The sequence below is a fragment of the Thalassobaculum litoreum DSM 18839 genome (assembly GCF_900102465.1).
Lineage (GTDB): Bacteria > Pseudomonadota > Alphaproteobacteria > Thalassobaculales > Thalassobaculaceae > Thalassobaculum > Thalassobaculum litoreum.
Genome location: NZ_FNBW01000004.1, coordinates 288,806 through 312,411 on the forward strand (window position 1 = coordinate 288,806; position 23,606 = coordinate 312,411).

Sequence of the window (23,606 nt, forward strand, 5' to 3'; positions counted from 1 at the left end):
CCTCAGTCGGATCGGCCGTCCGGCACGACGCCTTCGTCCACCATGGTCTTGGTCAGGAGGCTCGGCGCCGACTGGTCGGCGCCGTAGACGGGCACCGGATGCGACAGACCGCCGGCATCGAGCTCCTTGGCGAAGGTCATGGCCTGCAAGATCAGGTCGTCGATGTCGATATACTTGTAGCTGCCGGCCCGGCCCATCGAGACCACGCCCTCCGGCATGGCGTCGAAATACTGGTAGGCGCGGGCGATGTGCTTCTTGATCGGCAGCGGATAGAGCCGGTTGGAGAAGCTGGGGATCTCGATGCCCAGCAGGGTGGACGGCGCCTTGTGCTGGGTGAACTTCTTGTACTCGACGATCCGGGTATAGGGCTCCGCGCCGGCGTAGTAGACAAAGTAGGTCTTGTCGGGAAAGGCGAACTCAACCGGCAGGACGATGGTGATGAAATCCCGGCCGACGAACGGTAGCTCGCCGAACGCGTTGTTCATCAGCGTATCCGGCGAGATGGTGCTGACGATCAGGTCGTAGCTGTGCCAGTCGCCGGCGATCTGCACGCGCTTGTTCGGGATGTCGAAGCGCTCGATCTCGGTGCCGGTCTTCACGTTGACCTCGGCGGTCGCCACCTGGAAGTAGCGGTCATAGCCGTCAGCGGCCAGCGGATAGGCGCTGATCGCGGTGTCCCAGCCCTCCCGCGAGCCGCTCTTGATCGGCACCCCCTTGGGCGACCAGCCGAAATCGTCGAGCTCGGCATTGCTGTCGACCTGCCACATCTTGCAGGAATAGCCGTCGACCATCTTGTGGTACAGCGTGTCGCCGACCGAGGCGCGCCAGTATTCCTCGAAGTTGCGGGCGTCCTTCCAGCCGCGGATCTCCTGTGCCTCGGCGATCTCCCGGTGGATGTCGTCGCGCTCCGGCATGCGCGGCAGGTCGTCCTCGTGGATGGGGAAGGAATAGAAGTTCCTGTCCTTCTCCACATAGGTGATGAATTCGTGGTCGAGCTTCCGCATCGGCACGATGGCGTTCAGGTAGTCGAACAGCGCGTCGGACGGCGTCAGGAAATGGCGCGGTCCGAAGGTGAAGGGGTGGCCGCCGCGCCAGTGGGTCTTCACCCCGCCGCCCAGGAACGGCGCGCGCTCCACCAAGTCGATGTTCCATCCCCCGATCAGGGAGAGCTGATGGGCTGCCGCGCAGCCGGCGAAACCGCCACCGATGATGAGTGCGCGCTTCATCGTGGGAACACCTCTTTCTGAGACGGGGTACCGCTCTTGGGGCTGAGGAAGGGATCGGCCGCCTTGGGCCGCCCGGCTTTCGCCGCACACCATGGTCCGAAACCGCCGGGGATGGCAACCGGAAGGGCCGGCCCCGCGGTACCCGTGTGTCTGCGGCGGCAGCTGCGAAGACCCGGCACTCGTGTGCGGTTCCGTCCTCGAGACCCTCGAAGGCGCAATATCATTGCCGGTTCGGGCTGCCATGCGCGGCAGGGCGCGGCGCGCGGCCAGGGAAACCCCAGGTCGGGATTGTGAATTATTCGGCCTGAGAGCCGTCTCGAAAGTGTTGAGTAGCTGGCGCGACCGTGATTCCGAATGGGGTGTTTGGTCCTGACCCCAGAACCTGGTCCAAACCGAGTGCGAAAAATCGGGCACGATCTCGGAAGCGAGAGAGGAGTGCCAGATGCCGAAGAAGCGGTACACGGATGAGCAGATCGCGTTTGCCCTGCGGCAGGCGGAGGCGGGAACGCCGGTTGGAGAGATCTGCCGGAAGATGGGGGTGACCGAGGCGACCTATTACCGGTGGTGGAAGGCCTATGCCGGGATGGGTGTGGCGGAGATCCGGCGACTGAAGCAGCTTGAGGAAGAGAACGCGAAGCTGAAGCGGCTGGTAGCTGACCTGAGCTTGGATAAGACCATGTTGCAGGATGTGCTGCGGAAAAAGTGGTGAGGCCCGTTCGTCGTCGCGAGCTGGTCCGACACCTCCAGGTGGCCTATGGCATCTCCGAGAGGAAAGCCTGCGGCGCTGCCGGGTTCGGACGGGCCTCCCACCGTTACACGTCGCGGCGTGACCCTCAGGTCGAGCTAAGGATCCGGCTGAAGGACTTGGCGGAATCCCGGGTGCGCTATGGCTACCGTCGTCTGAGCATCCTGCTGCGCCGCGAAGGCTGGCGGGTGAACGATAAGCGGATCTACCGGCTCTACAACGAAGAGGGCCTGTCTATCCGCACCAGAAGCCCGAAGCGCCGTCGGTCCTGCCGATACCGGACCGGCCGCCCCGACGCCGCCGGCGTCAACGACTGCTGGGCGATGGACTTTATGTCCGATCGGCTGTTCGACGAGCGGCCGTTCCGGATCCTGACGATTATCGACTGCCATACGAGAGAGGCTCTCGCATGTTCTGCGAGGACCGGGTTCCGGGCCTACCAGGTCGTCGAGGAGCTGGATCGGCTCTGCCGGGTCCGCGGCAAGCCGCAACGGATCCGGGTCGACAACGGAACTGAGTTTGCGGGACGGATGCTCGATCAGTGGGCCTATCTGAACAAGGTCGAGTTGGACTTCTCGCGGCCCGGAAATCCCACTGACAACGCGCATATCGAGGCGTTCAACAGCCGGCTCAGACAGGAATGCTTGAACGCCTCATGGTTCCTCAGCCTGCCCGACGCCAGGGACAGGATCGAAGCCTGGAGGGAGGATTACAATCTGAACCGGCCGCATTCCAGCCTGGGAAACTTGACCCCCAGCGCCTTTGCGGCCCAAATCAAACCAGCCCGAAAAGTCGCATAGTGGCTGGACCAAACTTGGGGTCAGGACCACCAGCCCGAAAAGTCGCATAGCGGCTGGACCAAACTTGGGGTCAGGACCAATCCGGGGCGGGCTTCGAAAGAGGGTCCAGAACGTAGTCCCAAGTGCCAGAAAGGTGATTCCGAACTGCCATAATGTGTTACACAAGTGCTTAAAAGTGTTACACGATTCCGAATTCCAAATTACCATAATGTGTTACACAACTGCTGTAACGTGTTACCAGTTTTCTGTGTAACGGGGGGAGCACACCTCATTGTGACGATCGTGAATCAGTGATGCTTTGACGGGCCTGCGGCAATAAAGACCAGTTTGAACGTGCGTGCAGATTTCGCTGTCTGCGATCGGCTCTAGATGGCGAAGCGTCGAGAAGTCCGCCGTTGAAGACCGATATGATCCGAATAGCTTCGACTATGGTGATGTGCCTCCGCTAAACGCCCTCGAATTTGGTTAGAGTTTTCCGGGTCTGATTCCTTGGCTGGGAGAAGAGCGGAAGACGATGAAGGCATCGAAGTTCACGGACGCGCAGTAGGCTTTCATCATCAAGCAGGGCGAGAACGTGGTGGCGACCTTGGAGCGGGTCTGCGGACAGATCGGCTATCCGAAGACGATCCGGGCCGACCAGGGCTCGGAGTTCATCTCCCGCGACATGGACCTATGGGCCGACCGGCGAGGCATCACACTCGATTTCTCACGCCCTGGCAAACCCACGGAGAACGCGTTTATCGAGGCGTTCAACGGCCGTCTGCGGGTGGAACGCCTGAACACCCACTGGTTCCTGAGCCTTGCCGATGCGGCGGAAAAGTTGGAGGCTTGGCGTAGAGACTACAACGAACAGCGGCCACACAGCGCAATCGGGAACAAGGTCCCGGTAGCGCTCATGAAATCAGCTCACGTAACCAGCCTGTGATGCTGACAGAGGCTCCAAAACTCTAGCCACGGCTGGGGGCAGGTTCGGGCGCACTCCAATTTGAACACGCTATTGAGTTGCGATAGCATGATCGGGATGACTGCCACTGGAGCGGAGGCGCGGGACTGGATGCTAAGGTTCAGAGCGTGGAACGTGATCGTTTCGTTCGGATCAAAACCGATAATGACCTTGTGAATTGCGTCGTCCAATAACCAGTTTGAGGCGCCATCTGCCGCGCAGAGCCAAGCTTCCAATTTATCGAAGCCGACGGTTCGCATGACAACTTAGCGCTGGCGATAGTCTCGCCGGCCGCGTCTGGTCAAGCGCTCACGTCTAAGCCGAATCTCTGGCGGATCTCGGCAAGGATCGTCGGCAGGGATACGGTCTCGAAATCGTAGTTCTGTTCGACCGTCAACCGAGCAAAAAGCCCCAGCCTGTCGCGCTCCGCCTGAGATAAGCTGAAGGCGCGTTCGATCCCGTCGGCCACGCCGGACGGGGTCAGGTCGCATAGTAGTCCGTTTTGCCGATCGGAAACGACCTCCTGGACCGGATGCACGCGCGATCCAAGGACGCAGGCCTCTAGCGCCATCGCCTCCAACATCGACCACGACAACACGAACGGTACGGTCAGATACAGGTGAACCTGGGTGATGTTGAACAGGTCCAGAAACATCGAATAGGGCAACTTCCCGACAAAGGCGACATTCTCGATGGCCTCGGGTTCTTCGTTCAGGAAATATTCGCGCCAGGACATGCCGTTTGGTGCGCGCTTGCCGTAGCTGATGTCGTCGCCGCCGATGAGGACGAAACGGATGTCGGGAGCACGCCGCCGCAGGATCTTGATGGCCTCGAACAGGATATCGAAACCACGATACGGTTCCAGGTTTCGTGACACATAGGTCACGATCTTGTCGCCCTTCTTCAGGTGCCAGCCGTTTGGAAGAAAGACCTCGGACGCGCGTCCCTCTCGGATCTGGGGAACCGAAACGCCTTCGTGATAGGTGAAGATCTTGTCCCACATGATCGGTGGGTGCTGATATTTCTGCCAGACGGTGGGGGTAATGATGAGATCTGCGCCCATCATCGATTGGGTGAGGTGCAGGTTCTTGCTGACAAGTCGGCACGCTTCTTCGATGGACACATTGTCTTTATTGATGAACGCCGTGTCTGATTCCCGAGAAGTATAATAATACTCGGAAAAAATGATGAGCTTTGCGTTCGGGAATACCTCTTTCACAAACAACGCTTCGCCCCAGCCGGAGTGGGCGAATATGATGTCTGGGTTAACTCCGCGTTCTTTTAGGGTTAAAAGGACACGCACCACGGCTTGTGCATAGAGGATCTGCTCATCAAGAAATTTTATGTAATGATGTCCGTCACGGTTAGGTTCGCGAGCTAGGCTGTATTTGACTCGTTTTACATTTTCAATTCCAATATCATCTCGTTTTGTGATGAAATAAATACTGCTTTTTTTGTTTTTTGCTAGACTTTGGCACAGATTCTTGAATTGACCTGGCATATTCTGATGAATAAAGAAAATACAAGGCATTAGATGTGCTCCAGAATTCTGGCCAGCTCATGTCGCGCGTCGACGAAGAACGATTCCCAGCTTTGGGTTCTCGAGCGCTGCAGGATTGTCAGTGATGGAAACCAGTCAGAGGTACGGCCCGTCATCCAGCGCCAGTCGCGCGCCGGTCCGGTAAGCACAATGCCTTTCTTGCCGAGGGCGCCCGCGAGATTGGCCGTCGAGGTGCAGGTGGATACGACGACATCCATCTGCTGCATCAGAACGGCAGTTGCCTCGAAGTCGGTCAGATGCGGCGCCAAGTCGACCACGTCAGGGTGGCGTTCCGAAATCACTCCCTCGTCGCGGCCTTTTTGAAAGCAGTAGAAATCCGCGTTGAGGCCCTCGAACAGGCCGTCGATGTCATCGATCTTTGCCGAGCGCTGCTGGTCGTGCGTGAATTTCGGATTGCCGGCCCACACGATTCCGACTTTTGGGCGGCTGCTGGAAATGGTGGGGAGTTCAGGCCGTGGCGAGGGGACGATATACGGAAAGGCCTGTCCGCTCATATCGGCGATTCCCAGTAGGGCCGGGACGTCAAACAACGGCAGATAGAAGTCGTGCCCTTCTCGTAAGGTTTTGTCAAAAGGTACAATTTTCGCTTGCGGGAAGCTGTTCTGGAGGAGATCCAGAACGCTCTGGTAGCACTCAAAGGTCGCCGTGACGCCCTTGGGCAACTGTTCGAGCAGCTTCGGGATGAAGCGGGCGAACAGCAGATTATCCCCCACCCCCTGTTCACAGTAGACGAAGAGGCTACCGGTCAGGCCCTTCACGGAGTCTACATTCGTGATGCCCGGATATCGAATGCGCGTGGGAAATCCGTCGAAGAACCATCTGTCTCTGTAGACTTTGAAGCCCTTTGCAAAATCGCCGCTGGCCATCAGGGCGTGAGAGAGGTTCCACTTGACGCTGGCGCTCTCTGGTTTGAGCTTTTCCGCGCGTGCACTCTGACGCACCGCGTCCCGCACGTATCCGGTTTCCCGCCGCAGATTGCCGCGGTTGTAATAGGCATCCCAGATGTCAGGACGGAGCAGGATCGCGCGTTTGGAACTCGCTTCGCTCAGTTCAAAGTCGCCAATATGTCTGGCGGCGGATGCCATATTGAGCAGGGTTCGGTGGTGCACCTCTGCTTTCAACGCCTTCTTGTAGAACTCCAGAGCCTGCGAAAGATCGCCGCTCAGATTCGCGTAGTATCCCGCCTTGAAGCTCAGAATTTCGTCGCTGAGACCACTGCGGATCGCGGCGCGCATCAACTCCAGTGCAGCCAGCGTTTGGCCGTCCGATTCCAGCGCTTCCGCCAGACGGACCGTGGCAATCTTGCTTTTTGGCTGCAGGCTGGCAGCACGGCTCCGTAACCGGATCAGGCTGGATTTCTTCAATTCTCGCTTAAATGTTTCACAGTAAAAATCGAGTGCGACAAAGGTGTTTGGGAAAGATTTTGCTAGGCTTTCTGCGATTTTTCGCCGCGCTTCGGGCGTCGCTTCCCTCTCGACATGGGCGCGCAGCTCTTCGAGCAATTTTGAGGTGTTGGGGAAGTCAGAACCGTGCCGTGTGATGCTCTTTCTCGGATCAAATCCGGCGATAACGTCTCGCGCGATGGCCGATAGGAGGTCGCGTGGGGGATGATCCATTGTATTCCGAGTTCTGCAGCCTTATCCCTGCAAAAAGGGACCGGCGGCTTTATATGTTGGCCATTCCGGCCATTTGGCCGACAGGCTCAGGTTTCCCGCAGAAACAGGGGTGGATTTCGAACACGGAAATTAATAGACGATCCGTTTTCGCCGTCAATGGTCGAGGCCGCTGCCGTACGAGGTTGGCACGCTTTTGCTGGAAAGGCCTTGGATCGGGCCAAGTCTCTGGTAACATGGATAAAATAATGTGCCCTTTCGTTGCGACTGTCCGGTCCGTGCTTCGCCCGGCTACAGTCGTTGACACCTGATGCGTGACCCATGCGGACGGGAGCAATGTCTTGGTCCTGATTGAGAGCTTCGACGACCCGCGGGAGGCCGAGCTTGCCGAGGCGTTCATGGCCGACGGCTACGTCATCATCGATGTCGACGACCGGCCGCGCCTCGATGCCTATCGCCACGAGATCGTCAAGCTGGTCTGCCGCCATCTGGACTGCGACCTGCCGGCGGACGAGACCGCTTTCCTCGACAGCATCCACGAGCGCGTCGCGGTCGTCGACGTCAACGCGCTGCGCCTGTTCGTCTTCGAGCAGCTGAACCGGACCGCCTGGGCGCGGCCGAGCTATCTGTCCCTGGCGCGTTCCGCGGTGGACCGCATCGTGGGCAACGAGCTGGCCATGCAGAACAAGGTCAACGTGTCGATCCAGATGCCGAACGACGTGACGTCGGTTCTGCCCGTGCATGCCGATCCTTGGTCCGCCGAAACGCCCTACGAGGTGGTGGAATGGCTGCCGCTGGTGGATGTCTACGACACCAAGGCCATGTTCATCCTGCCGCCGGAGCATAACCGCACGGTCCGCGCGGCGATGAGCGACCTGCCCGATGGCGGCAAGTCCCTCGACCTGTTCAAGATGTACGAGGACAAGTTCCGCTGGGTGTCGGTGGCCTACGGCCAGGTCCTGGTGTTCTCGCCCCTGCTGCTGCACGGCAACGTGATGAACGAGGTGCCGGAGACCCGGTGGTCCCTGAACACCCGCCTCACCGGCCTGTTCACCCCTTACACCAGCAACGAGAAGTGCCTCGGCCGTTTCTACTGGCCGGCCACGGTGAAGATCATGAGCCGGATTGGCATGAATTTTAAGGCGCCCACCGGCTTCGACGGGTGATCGGACCATGACCCAAGCGAAGACCGGCCTGCTCCAGGGCTATGTGACCCATCAGAGCTTCAAGGGCCTGCGGATCCCGGCGAACGTGCAGAACCTCGTGATGCGCGAGTACGCCCGCAACCGGGACAAAACGTTCCGCCTGTCCCGCGGCGAGTACTACTTCGACGGATGCTTCGTGCAGCTGTACGCCATGCTGCGCGACCTCGACCAGATGGACGGGATCATCCTGTGCAGCCTGTTCATGCTGCCGCAGAACCCGAAGAAGCGCCGGGAGATCTTCGACATGCTGCTAGCCGCCGGTGGGGAGATGCACTGCGTGTTCGAAACCCTGGTGGTGGAGGACGAGGCGGGGGTCGCCGAACTGGAGGACCTGTACCGCCTCAACGACGCCCTGGACCTGGCGCCGCAGCAGATCGACCGGGAGAGTCTTCCGCCGCTCAACGGGATCGACACGTTTACTTGAGTCGGGCTGCCCGGCCGCTCGAGGGGGTGGTTCGATTCCGACCGCTGTGACTTGATAATATTGATTTCCTGTTTGTTAAGTGGTTGTGCGATAAATGGGGTGACAGCAGCCGAAGGGCGGCTGCGGCTATCCAAAAGGATGGGTCTACGGTGCAGAACGACCACCCCCTGAAGCGCGTCCTCGTGACCGGCGGCGCCGGCTATGTGGGCTCTTTGCTCACCCCCAAACTGCTCGACGCGGGCTACGAGGTTGTCGTCTTCGACATCCAGTATTTCGGCGACGACAGGCTGCCGCTCTCCAACGCGAAGCTCACATCGATCAAGGGCGATCTGCGCGACACGGCGGCCTTCGCCAAGGCGGTGGCCGGGTGCGATGCGGTGATCCACCTCGCCTGTATCTCCAACGACCCGTCCTTCGTGCTCGACCCGACCCTGTCGAAGTCGATCAACTACGACTGTTTCGAGCCGATGGTCGTCGCCGCCAAGCAGGCGGGCGTGAAGCGTTTCGTCTACGCGTCCACCAGTTCGGTCTACGGCGTGTCCGACGCGCCGGACGTCACCGAGGATCATCCGCTGGTGCCCCTGACCGACTACAACAAGTTCAAGGGCATGTGCGAGCCGCTGCTGTGGAAGCACAATGACGACGACTTCGTCGCCGTCACCATCCGCCCGGCGACGGTCTGCGGCTACGCCCCGCGGATGCGCCTCGACCTGTCGGTGAACATCCTGACCAACCACGCGGTCAACAACGGCAAGATCACCGTGTTCGGCGGCAGCCAGCTGCGCCCCAACATCCATATCGAGGACGTGTGCCGGCTCTATGTGGACCTGCTGAGCCACGACGCCGCCAAGATCAACGGCGAGACCTTCAACGCCGGCTACCAGAACATGGCGATCTCGGAGATCGCCGAGGCCGTGAAGACGGTGGTCGAGGAGGAGATGCCGGAGCGGGCGCCGATCGACATCGTCACCACGCCGACCGACGACATCCGTTCGTATCACGTCAATTCCGACAAGATCCGCAAGGCCCTCGGTTTCGTGCCGCAGCTCTCGGTGGAGGATGCGGTGCGCGGTCTGGTCCAGGCGTTCCGCGACGGCAAGCTGCCGAACTCGATGACCGACGACCGGTATTTCAACGTCAAGACCATGCAGAAGCTGACCGCCGCCTGAGCGACGCCGGAGCCGATCTCGCCGCCCGCGGAAAGGACATTCCCCTTGGCAGACACGCTGGCTGACAAGCCCTATGCCATCGTCACCGGCGGCGCCGGTTTCATCGGCTCCCACATGGTCGATCTGCTGCTCGAGCGGGGCTACCGGGTGCGGGCGATCGACAACCTGACCGGCGGGCGCGCGCTCAACCTCGCCCATCACGGCGAGACGCCGGACCTGATCCGCGACTTCCGCGATATCCGGGAGATCCAGCCGGACGATGCGGCCTTCGCCGGGGCGTCGGTCGTGATCCATTTCGCCGGCATCGGCGATATCGTGCCGTCGATCGAGCGGCCGCTGGAGTACATGTCGGTGAACGTCCAGGGCACCGCCTGCGTGCTTGACGCGGCGCGTACGGCGGGGGTGAAGCGCTTCGTCTACGCCGCGTCCTCCTCCTGTTACGGACTGGCCGACGTGCCGACCAGCGAGGACCACCCGATCGCGCCGGAACATCCCTATGCCCTGTCGAAATACCAGGGGGAGCAGGCGGCGCTCCATTGGCACAAGGTATACGGCCTGCCGGTCAATTCGGTGCGGATCTTCAACGCCTACGGCACCCGGTCGCGTACCTCGGGCGCCTACGGGGCGGTGTTCGGCGTGTTCCTGCGCCAGAAGATCGCCGGTCAGCCGCTGACGGTCGTCGGCGACGGCACCCAGAGCCGCGACTTCCTGTTCGTCACCGATGTCGCCCGCGGCTTCCTGGCGGCGGCGGAGACCGACAAGGTGGGCGAGATCTGGAACCTGGGCGCCGGCGATCCGCAGCCGGTGAACCGCCTGGTCGAGCTGCTGGAGAGCGCGCACGTCAACATCCCCAAGCGGCCGGGCGAGCCGGACTGCACCTTCGCCGACATCGCCAAGATCACCCGCGATCTGGGCTGGAGGCAGGAGGTCTCATTCGAGGAGGGGGTCGGCCGGATGCTGGCCCAGCTCGACTACTGGCGCGAGGCGCCCCTGTGGACGCCGGACAGCATTGCGCAGGCCACCAAGACCTGGTTCGACTATCTCGGTGACGGCCGGGAAAAGGGCAGGAGCTAGGAGGATCGTCATGCTGGACCATCGTCTCGCCAAGCCTGCCCTGCCGCCCTGCACCGTCGTGCTCGGTGCCGGTTTCCTCGGGGGCGCCGCCGCCGACGCCATCGAGGCGGCCGGGGGCCGGGTCGAGAGGATCGGCCGCGCCCAGGTCGACCTGCTGGCCGATGGCGCCTTCGATGTCCTGGCCGAGCAGCTTCGCCCCGACGACGTGCTGGTCGTGGCCTCCGCCGAGGCGCCGTGCAAGGACGGCCGGATGCTGGCCCGCAACATCGCGATGATGAACACCGTCGTTGCCGCCCTGAAGCGCCAGCCTGTGGCCCATGTGATCTACGTGTCGTCGGACGCGGTCTACAGGGACAAGGCCGAGCCGCTGACCGAGACCGACTGTGCCGAACCCGGATCGCTGCAGGGGGTCATGCATCTGGCGCGCGAGCGCATGCTGCTGGACGAGAGCGGCCTGCCGGTCGGCATCCTGCGGCCGACCCTGGTCTACGGCGCGAAGGACCCGCATAACGGCTACGGCCCGAACCGATTCCGCCGGCTGGCGCTGGACGGCAAGGACATCACCCTGGTCGGCGACGGCGAGGAACGGCGCGATCATATCCTGGTCGAGGATGTGGGCGAACTGATCCGGCGCATGGTCATGCACCGCTCGGCCGGTGTGCTGAACGCCGCCACCGGCGAGGTGCATTCCTTCCGCGAGGTGGCGGAGATGATCGCCGCGCGCGTCCGCATGCGGATCATGATCAAGGGAACGGAGCGGGTGGGCGGCATGCCGCATAACGGCTACCGGTCGTTCAACCCGTCGGCGACGTTTTATGCCTTCCCGGATTTCCGCTATACCCCTCTGGCCGAGGGCCTGGCCAAGGTCCACCGTCACGTTACCGGAGGCTGACCCATGGCGCGCATGCTCTTCCTCGACCGGGCCCTGACAGTCGGAGACACGGCGCCATGACCGCCACGCCCGGACACAACAGTTTCGACCCCGCCGCCTCGCGCAAGCGCTGCATGCAGTACCGCCGGCGGATCCTCGACATCTCCCAGCATGTCAGCGCCCTGCACGCCGCCGGCGCCTTCTCCTGCATGGAACTGACGGACACCTGCTACCACGGGCTGATGCGGCCGGACGGGCAGGACACCTTCCTGATGTCCAAGGGCCATGGCTGCATGGCGCAGTACGTGATCCTGGAGGACCGGGGCGTGCTCGACCGCAAGCACCTGGACGATTACTGCACGGCCCACGGCATCCTCGGCGCCCATCCGGATTACGGCAACCCGGGGATCGAGGCGTCGACCGGCTCGCTCGGCCACGGCATGGCCATGGCGGTCGGCATGGCGATCGCCGAGCGCAACAAGGCCGGCGGGTCGGCGGACGCGGGCGCCATCTACTGCGTGCTGTCCGACGGCGAGGTGCAGGAGGGCTCCACCTGGGAGGCCTTCATGATGGCCTCCACCCTGGGGCTGACCAACCTGGTGGCGCTGATCGACAACAACGACTTCCAGTCGCTCGGCCGCACCTCGGAGACCCATCCGAGCTTCTATCCGCTGGACGAGAAGCTGGAGGCCTTCGGCTGGGAGACCGCCATCGTCAACGGGCATGACGCCAAGGCGGTTTACGACGCCGTCGCCGCGCGCAAGGGCGGCAAGCCGTTCTGTCTGATCGGCCGCACCACCAAGGGCAAGGGCGTGTCCTACATGGAGAACGTGCCGATCTGGCATTATCGCTCCCCGAACCCTGAGGAATATGCCCAGGCGCTGGCCGAGCTGAAGGAGATCGCGTCGTGAGGAACACCTTCGCCGAAGTCCTCTACGAGCTCGCCAAGGACGACCCGCGCATCCACATAGTGGTCGCCGACATCTCGCCGGCCGGCTCCATGGGCAAGTTCCGCGAGGAGTTCCCCGAGCGCTTCATCAATGTGGGCGTGGCCGAGCAGGCGATGATCGGCATCTGCGCCGGGCTGGCGCTGAAGGGGATGCGGCCCTTCGCCTACACCATCGCCACGTTCGCCCTGTACCGGCCGTTCGAGATGGTACGCGACGATCTCGGCTATCAGAACCTGCCGGTGACGGTGGTCGGCATCGGCGGCGGGGTGATCTACTCCACGCTGGGCGGCACCCACTATGCTCAGGAGGACATTGCCGTCGCCGGCGCCATCCCCAACATGTCGATCATCGCGCCCTGCGATCCGGTGGAGGCGACCGAGGCCACCCGGTGGCTGGTCGCGCGCGAGGGCGGCGGGCCGGTCTATTTCCGCTTCGGCAAGGCCGGCGAGCCGACCCTCACCGGCCCGGACAGCGACCGGTGGGAATTCGGCAAGCTGCGCTATCTGCGCCGGGGCGAGGACGTGGCCGTGCTGTCCTACGGCGTCATCACGAAGATGGCGGCCGAGGTCGCCGACGCGCTGACCGCGGACGGCAACTCCGTCTCGCTGGCGGTCTGCCACACCCTGAAGCCGCTGGACACCGCCGGCATCGCCGATCTGCTGCGCCGGCACAAGCGGGTGATCGTGGTCGAGGAGCACGCGCCTCAGGGCGGCCTGGCACCGCAGACCAAGCAGATCGCCTGGGACATCCGGGCCGAGTGCGACCTGCACACCTTCACCCTGAAAGACGAATTCGTGCACTGCTACGGCAGCCATGAGGACATCCTGGCGGCCCACGGCCTGTCGGTCGAGCGGATCCTCGCCACCGTGCGGGGCTGATCCGATGCGGGTCCTGGTCACCGGGGCGGCCGGCTTTACCGGCCGGGCGATCGCCAGATGGCTTGCCGCCTTGGGTCACGAGGTGATCGCGCATTGGCGGACGTCGCCGCTGCCCGACGACCTGATCGAGGGCGAGACCTGGCAGGCCGACCTGGCCGGCGACGCGCCCCTGCCCGTGCGGCTGGATGCCATCGTGCACGCCGCGGCCAGTTCGCCTTCGACCGGCGCCGCCGGCACGGTGCCGGCGTCGGTGCTGATCCGCGACAACGCTCAGGCGACCGCCCGGCTGGCGGCGGCGGATGTTGGGGTGTTCGTCTACCTCTCCAGCCTGTCGGTGCACGGCACGATCGCCGATCCGGTGGTGACGCCCGACACGGCGGTGGTGAACCCCGACGCCTATGGTATGTCGAAGCTGCTGGGCGAGCGATTGCTGGCCGAGCGGGCCGGACCGGGCCTGGCGATCCGGCTGCCGGCGGTGGTCGGCCCGGGGGCGGCCCGGAACTGGCCGGTCCAGGTGCTGGCGAGACTGAGACGCAGAGAGACCGTGCGCATCTTCAACGGCGACGCCGCCTTCAACAACGTGGTCGAGGTGCAGGACGTCGCGGCCCTCGTCGGCCAGGCGCTGACCGCCCCGCCGGACCGCTTCGTCGCCGTGCCGATCGCCAGCCGCGATCCCGTCACCGTGCGCCAGGCGGTGACCTGCCTCGCCGACGGGGCGGGGCTGAGTGCGACGATCGAGGAGGAGCCCGCCCCGAGAGCATCCTTCATCATCGATATCGGTCCGGCCGCCGCCCTCGGCTTCGCTCCGCGCAGCACGGCGGCAGTGCTGAAGGATTTCGCCAAGGGGGAGACCCGATGAGCGGCGACGCGACGGTTGCCATCCTCGGCCTCGGTTATGTCGGCCTGCCCCTGGCGCTCGCCTTCGCCGAGAACGGACGCACGGTCATCGGCTACGACATCGATGCGGGCCGCACGGCGGAGCTCGCCTGCGGCGTCGATCGCAACGACCCGGAAGGCGGCGCCATCGCCGTGCCGCCGGAGCTGCGCTTCACCGCCGAGGCCGCGGAGCTGGCGGGGGCGGAGGTCTTCATCCTCGCCGTGCCGACCCCGATCGACAGCTCCCGGCGCCCGGATCTGGGACCCCTGGCCGAGGCGGCGCGGGCGGTCGGCGGTGCGATCCGGCCGGGCGGGCTGGTGATCGTGGAATCCACCGTCCATCCGGGCGCTACCGAGGAAGTGGTTGGGCACATCGTCGCCGAGGTCTCGGGCCTGGCGGCCGGGACGGCGTTCAAGCTCGGCTATTCGCCGGAGCGCATCAACCCGGGCGATACCACCCACGGTCTCGGCAACGTGGTGAAGGTGGTCTCCGGCCAGGATGCCGAGACCCTGGCCCGGGTGGTGGCGCTGTACGAACCCGTCGTGCCCGCCGGCCTGCACGCCGCCCCGTCGATCAAGGTGGCAGAGGCGTCGAAGATCACCGAGAACATTCAGCGCGACGTGAACATCGCCCTGATGAACGAGCTGGCCCAGGTCTACGACCGGCTCGGCCTGCGCACCGAGGACGTGTTGGCCGCCGCTCGCACCAAGTGGAATTTCGCGCCCTACACGCCCGGTCTGGTCGGCGGCCACTGCATCGGCGTCGATCCCTACTACCTGATCGCCAAGGCCGAGGCGCACGGCTACTACCCGGAGCTGATCCGCTCGGCCCGCCGCCTGAACGACACCATGTCGGAGCGGATCGTTGAGAAGACCGTCATGCTGCTCGGCACCGGCGGGACCGCCATCGCCGGCGCCCGTGTCGGGGTCATGGGCGTGGCGTTCAAGGAGAACGTCTCCGACGCGCGCAACAGCCAGGTGCCGCCGATCGTGGCCGGGCTGTCGGCCCTGGGCGCCCAGGTGTATGTCGCCGATCCCCTGGTGGGTCCGGCGGTGGCGCGCCGGGTGCTCGGGATCGAGCTGGTGACGCCCGAGACCCTGACCGATCTCGACGTGCTGATCCTGGCCAGCCCGCACCGGGCGTTTCTGGACAGCGGGGCGTCCGGCCTCGGCGCGCGGCTGCGGCCGGGCGGGCTTCTGGTCGACATCAAATCGGTGCTGATCCCGGCGGATCTGCCGCCGGGACTGCGCTATTGGAGCCTGTAGTCTCCGAGGGAGCGCGGCGGTGTTTCCCGAGCTTCACAAGCACCGGCCCCGCATGACGCGACGGATCTTGCGGGTCCATGCCGCGCTGGGGCCTCCGCGCCGATCAAAAATGCTCTAGACTATCCGAACGGGGCAATACGTATTCAAAAAGTAAGGGGATATCTTGCGCTAAGACATGGTGGGTGCTTCTGAACATTTGTCCGGCATTGTCCGGGGGGTGAACCAGGCGGTCGTCGCTTTTGACCGGTCCGGAACGGCGATCGCTTGGAACCCGCCGGCCGAGACACTGTTCGAGGGGCTCGCATCTCGGCCGGGCGGCGTTCCGGTGCTGGTCGACGGTCTTGCCGCCGACGGGGCTTCGGCCCGGTCGGCCTTCGAGGCGGCCCTGCGCGGAGAGCACGGTACGGTCGTCATCGACAGTTCAGGGACGCGGGCGCACTGCCTGCCGACGCGCGACGATGCGGGGACGGTGATCGGCGCCCACTGGATCGTCCCGTCCCCGGCGGAACGGGAGGCCGAGGAGACACGGCGAGAGCTGCAGGTCATGCGCGACGCCCTCAACACGATGGACGACGCGCTGTCGATCTATGACGGCGACGACCGTTTCGTCTTCGGCAACGAGCGCTTCTTCGGGATGTATCCGTTCCTGCGGGATCGCGGCGACATCGTCGGTCACGACTTCGAGGACCTGCTGCGTTTCAGTCTGGCCCGCGACCCCTCCATGACCGAAGCCGAGCGCGAGGCCTATGTCCAGCGCCGGCTCGATGCGCGGCGTGACCGGTCGCCCATCCCGGAACGCCAGGTGCCCGACGGGACCTGGTATCTGGTCAAGGAGAACTACAGCCCGAACGGCCTGACCGTCACCACCCGGCTGGACATCACGCGGCGCAAGCAGGCCGAGATGACCCTGGCGGCGACCTCGGCCGTGCTCCAGGTGATTCTCGACACCATGCCGAACCCGCTGGTGGCCTTCGACCGGAACAACCACCTGATCGCCTGGAACCGGGCATTCGCGTTGCTGGTCCATCTCTCCAGCGAGGAGTTGACCGTCGGTCGCTCCCTGGTCGGCGTGGCCAAGGACGCGATCCGCCGGCTGCCCTCCACCGAGATCGGCATCAAGCGTATGTTCCGGGCGATCGGCAAGCGCAGCGCCGTGGAGTTCGAGTGGCAGCGCGAGGGGGCCGACACCTATTACGTCTCCGGCCGGCCCATGCCGGACGGCGGCTATCTCTCCATGTGGCGGGACGTGACGCTGGAACGCCGCGCCCAGGCCCTGGCGACCACCACCCAGGCGCGGCTGCTCGATGCGATCGAGACCATGCCGGAAGGCTTCGTGCTGTTCGACCGCGACGATCGCCTGGTGCTGTCCAATGCGCAGTACAAGGATCTCTACGACCTGCCGCAGGAGGCCATCGACGAGGCCTGGACCTTCGAACAGCTGGTCCGCTACACCCTCGACCGCGGCCAGTACCCGGAAGCCAGGGGCCGGGAGGACGAATGGATGGCCGAACGTCTCCGCCAGCACCTCGATCCGCCCAAGGCGACCTTCCTGCAGCCGCTGTCCGACGGTCGGACCATCCTGGTCAGCGAGAACAAGACCCGCGAGGGCGGGATCGTCGGCATGCGCTCCGACATCACCGACCGGATCGAGGCGGAGACCGAGCTGCGCACCGCGCGCGACGCGCTGGCCGAGCAGACCCGCTCGCTGCGGCAACTGGCGAACGAACTCGACGAGGCGCGGCGGCGGGCGGAGGACGCGGACGCGGCGAAATCCCGGTTCCTGGCGATGATGAGTCACGAACTGCGCACGCCGATGACCGGGCTGTTGGGGATGATCGAGCTGCTGTCGCGCACCCGGCTCGACAGCGACCAGACCGGCTTCATCGACATCATGCGGAACTCGGCCGACACCCTGCTGGCGCTGCTGAACGACATTCTCGACTACTCAAAGCTCGAGGCGGGCAAGGTTCAGCTCGAGGAGATCCCGTTCTCGCCGTCCAAGATCCTCGACGATGTCGTCCGCCTGTTTCAGATTTCGGCGAGTTCCAAGGGCATCCGGATCGAGAGCAGGATCGACGAGCGGGTCCCGCCCTGGCTGCTGGGAGATCCGCTGCGCCTGAAGCAGATTCTCTCCAACCTGGTGTCCAACGGGCTGAAGTTCACCAATGAAGGGTCCGTTACGGTGGCGCTGACCCTCGGCAAGGCCCGGGGCGCGCGGGTCGAGATTCTCGGCGCCGTGATCGATACCGGAATCGGCATTCCTCCGGAGATCCAGGGCCAGCTCTTCGCCGCTTTCGAGCAGGGGGCCGCCAACACCTCGCGCCGGTTCGGCGGCACCGGCCTCGGCCTGTCGATCTGCCGGCGTCTGGTCGAGGGCATGGACGGTTGGATCTCGCTCGACAGCACGCCGGGCGAGGGGTCGACCTTCGCGTTCGGCGTGCTCATGCAGCCGACGGAAAAGCCGGAGGTGGCGGAGGAAGAGACTGTGCCGTCCGAGGATGCCGACCCGATCCGGATCCTGCTGGCGGAGGACAATGAGGTGAACCGCATGCTGGTCTCGCGCATGCTCGCCAGGGCCGGTCACCGGGTCGACGAGGCGGAAGACGGCGCGCAGGCCGTCCAGGCGGTGCGCCGGCGGGTTTACGACCTGGTGCTCATGGACATGCAGATGCCGGTCATGGACGGCCCGCAGGCGACGATGGAGATCCGCGCCATGGGGGGCGAGCGGGCGGACATGCCCATCGTCGCCCTGACGGCGGACGCCATACCGGAACACCGAAACGCCTATCTCGCCGCGGGGCTGGACGACGTCCTGCTCAAACCTGTGGACTGGGACGCGCTGAACCGGACGATCCTCTGGGCTTCGCGCCGGCGACGTGATCATGTTGCGATCGGCAACAGCATGGAGACCGGGGAGGGGATGCTTGCAGTGCCTGCGTTTGACCGGGCCCGGGTACGGGCCGCGGTGGGCTCGCTGCCGCCGGCGCGGGCCGTGGAGATGATCGCCCTGGTGCCTCAGGAGGCGACGCGCCAGCTCGCCCTGGTGGAGAAGGCGTTCGAGGCCGGCGACACCGACCTGATCAGGCAGCTCGCGCACTCGATGAAGGGGTTGGCGGCGAATTTCGGGGCCGTTCTGATGGAACACGCGGCCGGCCGGATCCAGGAGGACGACCAGGGGATGGCCAGGCTGTCCGAAAACATGGCGGACCTGCGCCGCGCCGTGTCGGCGACCCGCGAACAGCTGCCGGAGGTCATCGCCGAGTTCGACGCGGCGGAGAAAGACTGAGAATGGAGACGGGTATGTCCCTGGCGCAGGAATACGGCGAGCTGCGGGTGCTGATCGTCGAGGACGACCGGGCGAGCCGGATGCTCACGGCGGCCTTTCTCGAGCAGCTCGGCATCGGGCAGATCAAGGAGGCGGCGGACGGCGAGTCGGCGCTGCGGGTGCTGCGCGCCTACCCGGCCGATGTGATCATCTGCGACATGATGATGGAGCCGATGGACGGTGTGACCTTCGTGCGCCGCGTGCGCACCGACGCCCAGTCGTCAAACCCCTATGTCCCGATCATCCTGGTGACGGCTCAGGCCGACCGGGCCGCCGTGCGGGCCGCCCGCGACGCCGGTGTGAACCTGCTGATGGCCAAGCCGATCACCCTGGAGGCCCTGCGCCGGCGCATCGAGGTGGTGCTGAACGAGCGCCGGGAATTCATCTTGAACCAGACCTATGTCGGACCGGACCGGCGCCGTCAGGACGTGCCCATCGGCCGCCGGCCCAACCGCCGCCGGGACTGAGCGCCGCCGAGCGGGGTCTTATGCCTTCAACGGATCGCGGTCTGTCCTAGAGCCAAATCCGACCATATTGAATCATTTCATGATTCAATATGGTCGGTGAATTTATCTCTAAAACAATGAGATAGAGCATATTCACGCACGTTGACGCGATCACGGAGTGATCCCGTCACCGCACGATCTGTTCTCGCCGGCCAGGGGTGCGGTCGCCGCCTCCAGCCAGGCGCGGTCGTCAGCTCCGAGCGCCGACGCGACCCGGCTGCGGACGTCGGCGTGATAGGCGTCGAGCCAGGCAATCTCCTCGGCGGTCATCAGCGACGGTTCGACCAGGCGCCGGTCGATCGGCGCGAAAGTGATGGTCTCGAAGCAGAGCATCGCCCGGCCGTTATCCTCCTGCGCCGGCGCCTCGACGGCGATCAGCAGGTTCTCGATCCGGATGCCGTAGGCGTCCGGCTTGTAGTAGCCGGGTTCGTTGGACAGGATCATGCCCGCCTCGATCGACACCCGGCTGGCGCTGGAGATCCGCTGCGGCCCCTCGTGCACGCCAAGGAAGACGCCGACCCCGTGGCCGGTGCCGTGGTCGAAGTCGAGCCCGGCCTTCCACAGGAACTGCCGGGCCAGGGCGTCGATCTGGCCGCCGGTGGTGCCGGCCGGGAAACGGGCGGTGGCGATGGCGAAATGGCCCTTCAGCACCAGGGTGAAGCGTTCGCGCATCTCCTGGGACGGCCGGCCGATGGCGACCGTGCGGGTGATGTCGGTGGTGCCGTCGAGGTACTGGGCGCCGCTGTCGATCAGGTAGAGGCTGCCGTCCTCCAGCGGACGGTCGGTCTCGGGCGTGACCCGGTAATGCACGATCGCCCCATGCGAACCGGCGCCGGAGATCGACGGGAAGCTGGGGCCGCGCCAGTCGGCGACCGCGCCCCGGAAGCCTTCGAGCGCATCGCTGGCGCCCAGCTCGGTGGTCTGCGTTCCGGTGTCGTCGATCCATTTCAGGAAGCGGGCCATGGCGGCGGCATCGCGGGTATGGGCGGCGCGGGTGCCGGCCAGCTCGACCGCGTTCTTGCGGGCGCGCGGCAGGATGCACGGATCGGCGGCCAGGGTCACCGTGGCGCCGGCGGCATCGAGCCGGCCGCGCATCCATTCGGTGGCGGCATCCGGATCGATGGCGACCGACCTGCCCGCCGCCCCCAGCGCGTCCATGGCGTCGCCGACCGCCTCGAACGGACGCAGGGTCACGCCGTTGCCCAGGGCCGCGCGCACGGACGCGGTGCACTTCTCCTCGTCCAGAAACAACTCCACCAGCCCGGTCCGGTCGACCGTGGCATAGGCCAAGGGCAGGGGCGTGTAGGGTACGTCGGCGCCGCGCAGGTTCAGCAACCAGGCGATGGATTCCGGCTGGTTCAGCACCGTGGCGTCGATGTCGCGGGTGGCCAGTTCGGCGGCGATCCGCGCGCGCTTGGCGGCCGCGTCCAGGCCGGTCAGAGAGGTCGGCAGAACCTCCACCGGGCCCAGAGGGGCGGCGGGCCGGTCGGCCCACAGGGCGTCGATCGGGTTGTCCTGCAGCGCCACCAGCGATCCGCCTGCCTCTTCCGCCGCGTCGGCCAGGCGCTTGGCGGCGTTGATCGAATGCAGCCTGGGATCGAAGCCCAGGCGCCGGCCGACGAGATGCGTGCGCACATACTCCGCCGGCGGCGTGCGGACCACGTGCTCCACGGTCCAGCGGCCGGTGTCGACCTGCTGCGCCACCTGCAGGGTGTAGCGGCCGTCGACGAAGATCACCGCCACGTCGGGGAGCACCAGGACCACGCCGGCGGACCCGGTGAAGCCGGTCAGCCAGGACAGCCGCTCGGCCGGGGCCGGGATGTACTCGCCCATATGCTCGTCGGCGCGCGGCAGGATGAAGCCGTCCACCCCGACCGTCGCCAGGGCCTCGCGCAGCCGGTCCAGACGCGACGGGTCGGCGGTCGGCTCGGCCGGCCGCAGCGCCTCCGCAGCGGCGTCCAGGCGGTCGGCCAGTTCCGGCGGCAGGTCGGCGGCGATCAGCGCCTGCCAGGCGCGCGCCGGATAGGTTCGGGGACCGGCGGCGATCCGGGCCAGGGTTTCGGCCAGTCCGGCCGCGTCGATCTGGACACCGGCGGCCTGCAGGTCGGCGGCGAGGGCGGCGATCTCCGGGGACGGACTCGAGGCGTTGGACGGCATGGAAGGCTCCTGTTCGTGCCACCTGACTCGGGCGTCCGCCGGGGTGGAAGTCAAGAGCCTATCGCCGCGTCGCTTTCTCCTCGACCGGAGCGATCGGTGCGGGCAATGTTTCGCCCATAGGCGGTGGAGGTCGCATGGCGGAGACGACAGGCGAAGGTGCGGCAGCGGAGCCGGAGGTGGAGCGCGGGCGCAGGGGACGCGGCGGCGGGCGACGGTCGGCCCCGGCGAAGCTGGACCAGCCGGCCTGGCGGCGGCTCCGCCACCGGGGACCGCCAGCCCGGATCCTGTCGGACGACGCGCTGGAGTCGATCCACGAGGCCTCGCTGACGATCCTGGAGGAGATCGGGATCGATTTCCTGCTGCCCGATGCGCGCGACCGGCTGGCGGCGGCCGGGGCGACGGTGCAGGGCGAGCGGGTCCGGTTCGACCGCACCCTGGTCATGGACCTGGTGGCCAAGGCGCCGTCGGCCTTCGACGTGCATTCCCGCACGCCCGAGCGCTCGGTGCGGTTCGGCGGCGACGAGATCGTCATCTGTTCGGTCGCCAGCGCGCCGAATGTCAGCGATCTCGACGGGGGCCGCCGGGTCGGCAACCGGGAGGACTACCGCAACCTGCTGAAACTGGCGCAGTCGCTCAACGCGATGCATGCCCTGGGCGGCTATCCGGTGGAGCCGGTGGATATCCATGCCTCGGTGCGACACCTGGAAGGGCTGCGGGACATGGTCACCCTGACCGACCGCATCCCGCACGCCTATTCGCTCGGCCGAGACCGGATCGAGGACGGGATCGAGATCGTACGGCTGAGCCGCGGGGTGGACCGGGCGACCCTGGAGCGGGAGCCGAGCCTGTTCTCGGTGATCAACGCCAGTTCGCCCCTGCGCTACGACACGCCGATGCTGGAAGGGGTGATCGCGCTGGCGGAATCCGGGCAGGTGACCGTCATCACCCCGTTCACCCTGGCGGGAGCCATGGCGCCGGTGACGATCGCCGGGGCGCTGGCCCAGCAGAACGCCGAGGCGCTGGCCGGGATCGCCTTCTCCCAGGTCGTGCGGCCGGGTGCGCCGGTTGTCTATGGCGGCTTCACTTCCAATGTCGACATGAAGTCTGGGGCGCCGGCCTTCGGCACGCCTGAATACATGCAGGCGGCGGTCGCCGGCGGGCAGCTCGCCCGGCGCTACGACCTGCCCTACCGGTCCTCCAACGTGAACGCGGCCAATGTGCCCGACGCCCAGGCGGCCTGGGAGAGCGCCTTCTCGCTGTGGGGCACCTTCACCGGCGGGGTGAACCTGCTGATGCACGGCTGCGGCTGGATGGAGGGCGGGCTGACCGCCTCCTTCGAGAAGATGGTGATGGATGCCGACATGATCGCCATGGTCGCCGGCTTCCTCGACCCGCTGACGGTGGACGATGCCTCGCTGGCCCTGGACGCGGTGCGGGAGGTCGGACCGGGCGGGCATTTCTTCGGCACCGCCCATACCCAGGAGCGCTACCGCACGGCGTTCTTCGCGCCGATGGTGTCGGACTGGCGGAATTTCGAGACCTGGGAGGAGGCGGGGGCGCCCGACGCCCTGACCCGGGCCAACGGCCTGGTGAAACGCCTGCTGGCGGAGTACGAGGAGCCGCCGATGGACCCGGCTATCCGCGAGGCGCTGGACGCTTTCGTCGACCGGCGGATCGCGGAAGGCGGTACGAAGACGGACTTCTGAGCCCGAAGAATCAGGCGATGGCGCCGGCCTGGCGCAGGGCCTTCATGTGCAGGGCGATCAGCCGCTTCTCGTCGTCGCCCATCTCGGAGAACTTGCCGATCACTTCCTTGTCCGAGGCTGCCAGCGCATGGGCCTCGACCTTGATCACCGGGGCGGACTCCCCGTCGCCCAGCTTGAGCAGGAAGTGGAACTTCTGGCCGGCGATGATGTTGCCTTCGCCCGGGTTCGGGATGCGGATGCCCTTGATATGCAGCTCGCGAACCTCGAGCTCTTCCTCGCCGAAAATGGCGGAACCGAGCTTCACATCGGAT

At 65.3% G+C, this 23,606-nt stretch carries 18 protein-coding genes and 1 pseudogene; 14 read left to right on the plus strand and 5 right to left on the minus strand.

Annotated elements, in window-relative coordinates; translation table 11 throughout:
- Nucleotides 1-2: 2 nt before the first annotated feature.
- Nucleotides 3-1,226, minus strand: a complete 1,224-nt coding sequence (locus BLS34_RS08585) for a UDP-galactopyranose mutase (protein WP_093149610.1) — start codon at nt 1,224-1,226, stop codon at nt 3-5.
- 442 nt (nt 1,227-1,668) lie between these two features.
- Here BLS34_RS08585 and BLS34_RS08590 point away from each other — a divergent pair.
- Both BLS34_RS08590 and BLS34_RS08595 read left to right on the plus strand, forming a co-directional pair.
- Nucleotides 1,669-2,771, plus strand: a protein-coding gene (locus BLS34_RS08590) for an IS3 family transposase (protein ID WP_093149611.1) whose coding sequence is annotated in 2 segments (ribosomal slippage) — nt 1,669-1,924 and nt 1,924-2,771 — 1,104 coding nt in all. Because the reading frame shifts where the segments join, the coding sequence is not laid out codon by codon here.
- A gap of 562 nt (nt 2,772-3,333) precedes the next feature.
- Nucleotides 3,334-3,696: pseudogene (locus BLS34_RS08595) on the plus strand (integrase core domain-containing protein); the annotation flags it as partial.
- A 319-nt stretch (nt 3,697-4,015) separates the two neighbouring features.
- On the opposite strand, the gene BLS34_RS08600 reads toward BLS34_RS08595, so the two are convergent.
- Together BLS34_RS08600 and BLS34_RS08605 are read right to left on the minus strand one after the other, a co-directional pair.
- Nucleotides 4,016-5,245 (minus strand): glycosyltransferase, encoded by a 1,230-nt coding sequence (locus BLS34_RS08600; protein WP_093149612.1) that lies wholly within the window; start codon nt 5,243-5,245, stop codon nt 4,016-4,018.
- Nucleotides 5,245-6,891 (minus strand): tetratricopeptide repeat protein, encoded by a 1,647-nt coding sequence (locus BLS34_RS08605; protein WP_139189171.1) that lies wholly within the window; start codon nt 6,889-6,891, stop codon nt 5,245-5,247. The genes BLS34_RS08600 and BLS34_RS08605 overlap by 1 nt, the downstream gene beginning before the upstream one ends.
- A 338-nt stretch (nt 6,892-7,229) precedes the next feature.
- On the opposite strand from BLS34_RS08605, the gene BLS34_RS08610 reads away from it, so the two are divergent.
- The 11 genes from BLS34_RS08610 (at nt 7,230) to BLS34_RS08660 (ending at nt 19,393) form a co-directional block, all read left to right on the plus strand.
- Nucleotides 7,230-8,054 carry a sporadic carbohydrate cluster 2OG-Fe(II) oxygenase gene (locus BLS34_RS08610; protein ID WP_093149617.1) on the plus strand — a complete coding sequence of 275 codons (825 nt, stop codon included), beginning with the start codon at nt 7,230-7,232 and terminating at the stop codon, nt 8,052-8,054.
- Nucleotides 8,055-8,061: 7 nt separating this feature from the next.
- Nucleotides 8,062-8,517, plus strand: coding sequence for an LIC12192 family sporadic carbohydrate cluster protein (locus tag BLS34_RS08615; RefSeq protein ID WP_093149619.1), 456 nt, complete (start codon nt 8,062-8,064; stop codon nt 8,515-8,517).
- Between the two features lie 149 nt (nt 8,518-8,666).
- Nucleotides 8,667-9,686 (plus strand): NAD-dependent epimerase/dehydratase family protein, encoded by a 1,020-nt coding sequence (locus tag BLS34_RS08620; RefSeq protein WP_028793430.1) that lies wholly within the window; start codon nt 8,667-8,669, stop codon nt 9,684-9,686.
- A 45-nt stretch (nt 9,687-9,731) separates the two neighbouring features.
- A complete protein-coding gene (locus BLS34_RS08625) occupies nt 9,732-10,760 on the plus strand; it encodes an NAD-dependent epimerase/dehydratase family protein (RefSeq protein ID WP_245701940.1) in 1,029 nt (342 codons plus the stop codon).
- A gap of 10 nt (nt 10,761-10,770) precedes the next feature.
- Complete coding sequence (locus BLS34_RS08630) at nt 10,771-11,652, plus strand: NAD-dependent epimerase/dehydratase family protein (protein WP_093149621.1); 882 nt, start codon at nt 10,771-10,773, stop codon at nt 11,650-11,652.
- 56 nt (nt 11,653-11,708) lie between these two features.
- Complete coding sequence (locus BLS34_RS08635; RefSeq protein ID WP_028793433.1) at nt 11,709-12,542, plus strand: transketolase; 834 nt, start codon at nt 11,709-11,711, stop codon at nt 12,540-12,542.
- Nucleotides 12,539-13,459 (plus strand): transketolase family protein, encoded by a 921-nt coding sequence (locus BLS34_RS08640; protein ID WP_093149623.1) that lies wholly within the window; start codon nt 12,539-12,541, stop codon nt 13,457-13,459. The genes BLS34_RS08635 and BLS34_RS08640 overlap by 4 nt, the downstream gene beginning before the upstream one ends.
- A 4-nt stretch (nt 13,460-13,463) precedes the next feature.
- Nucleotides 13,464-14,318: an NAD-dependent epimerase/dehydratase family protein gene (locus BLS34_RS08645; RefSeq protein ID WP_175474158.1), complete on the plus strand. Its 855-nt coding sequence runs from the start codon at nt 13,464-13,466 to the stop codon at nt 14,316-14,318.
- Nucleotides 14,315-15,601 carry a nucleotide sugar dehydrogenase gene (locus BLS34_RS08650; RefSeq protein ID WP_093149627.1) on the plus strand — a complete coding sequence of 429 codons (1,287 nt, stop codon included), beginning with the start codon at nt 14,315-14,317 and terminating at the stop codon, nt 15,599-15,601. Before BLS34_RS08645 ends, BLS34_RS08650 begins: the two co-directional genes overlap by 4 nt.
- Before the next feature lie 175 nt (nt 15,602-15,776).
- A complete protein-coding gene (locus tag BLS34_RS08655; RefSeq protein ID WP_093149629.1) occupies nt 15,777-18,887 on the plus strand; it encodes a PAS-domain containing protein in 3,111 nt (1,036 codons plus the stop codon).
- A gap of 14 nt (nt 18,888-18,901) precedes the next feature.
- A complete protein-coding gene (locus BLS34_RS08660) occupies nt 18,902-19,393 on the plus strand; it encodes a response regulator (RefSeq protein ID WP_175474159.1) in 492 nt (163 codons plus the stop codon).
- Between the two features lie 150 nt (nt 19,394-19,543).
- Here the strand turns inward: BLS34_RS08660 and BLS34_RS08665 are convergent, their stop codons facing one another.
- The gene (locus BLS34_RS08665) at nt 19,544-21,589 is read right to left on the minus strand and encodes an aminopeptidase P family protein (RefSeq protein ID WP_093149633.1); all 2,046 of its coding nucleotides are present in this window, start codon (nt 21,587-21,589) and stop codon (nt 19,544-19,546) included.
- 134 nt (nt 21,590-21,723) lie between these two features.
- Here BLS34_RS08665 and BLS34_RS08670 point away from each other — a divergent pair, with 134 nt between their 5' ends.
- A complete protein-coding gene (locus tag BLS34_RS08670) occupies nt 21,724-23,295 on the plus strand; it encodes a trimethylamine methyltransferase family protein (protein WP_093149635.1) in 1,572 nt (523 codons plus the stop codon).
- Between the two features lie 10 nt (nt 23,296-23,305).
- On the opposite strand, the gene BLS34_RS08675 is transcribed toward BLS34_RS08670, so the two are convergent.
- On the minus strand, nt 23,306-23,599 hold the full coding sequence (locus BLS34_RS08675; protein ID WP_139189173.1) for a hypothetical protein: 294 nt from the start codon (nt 23,597-23,599) through the stop codon (nt 23,306-23,308).
- Nucleotides 23,600-23,606: the final 7 nt, after the last annotated feature.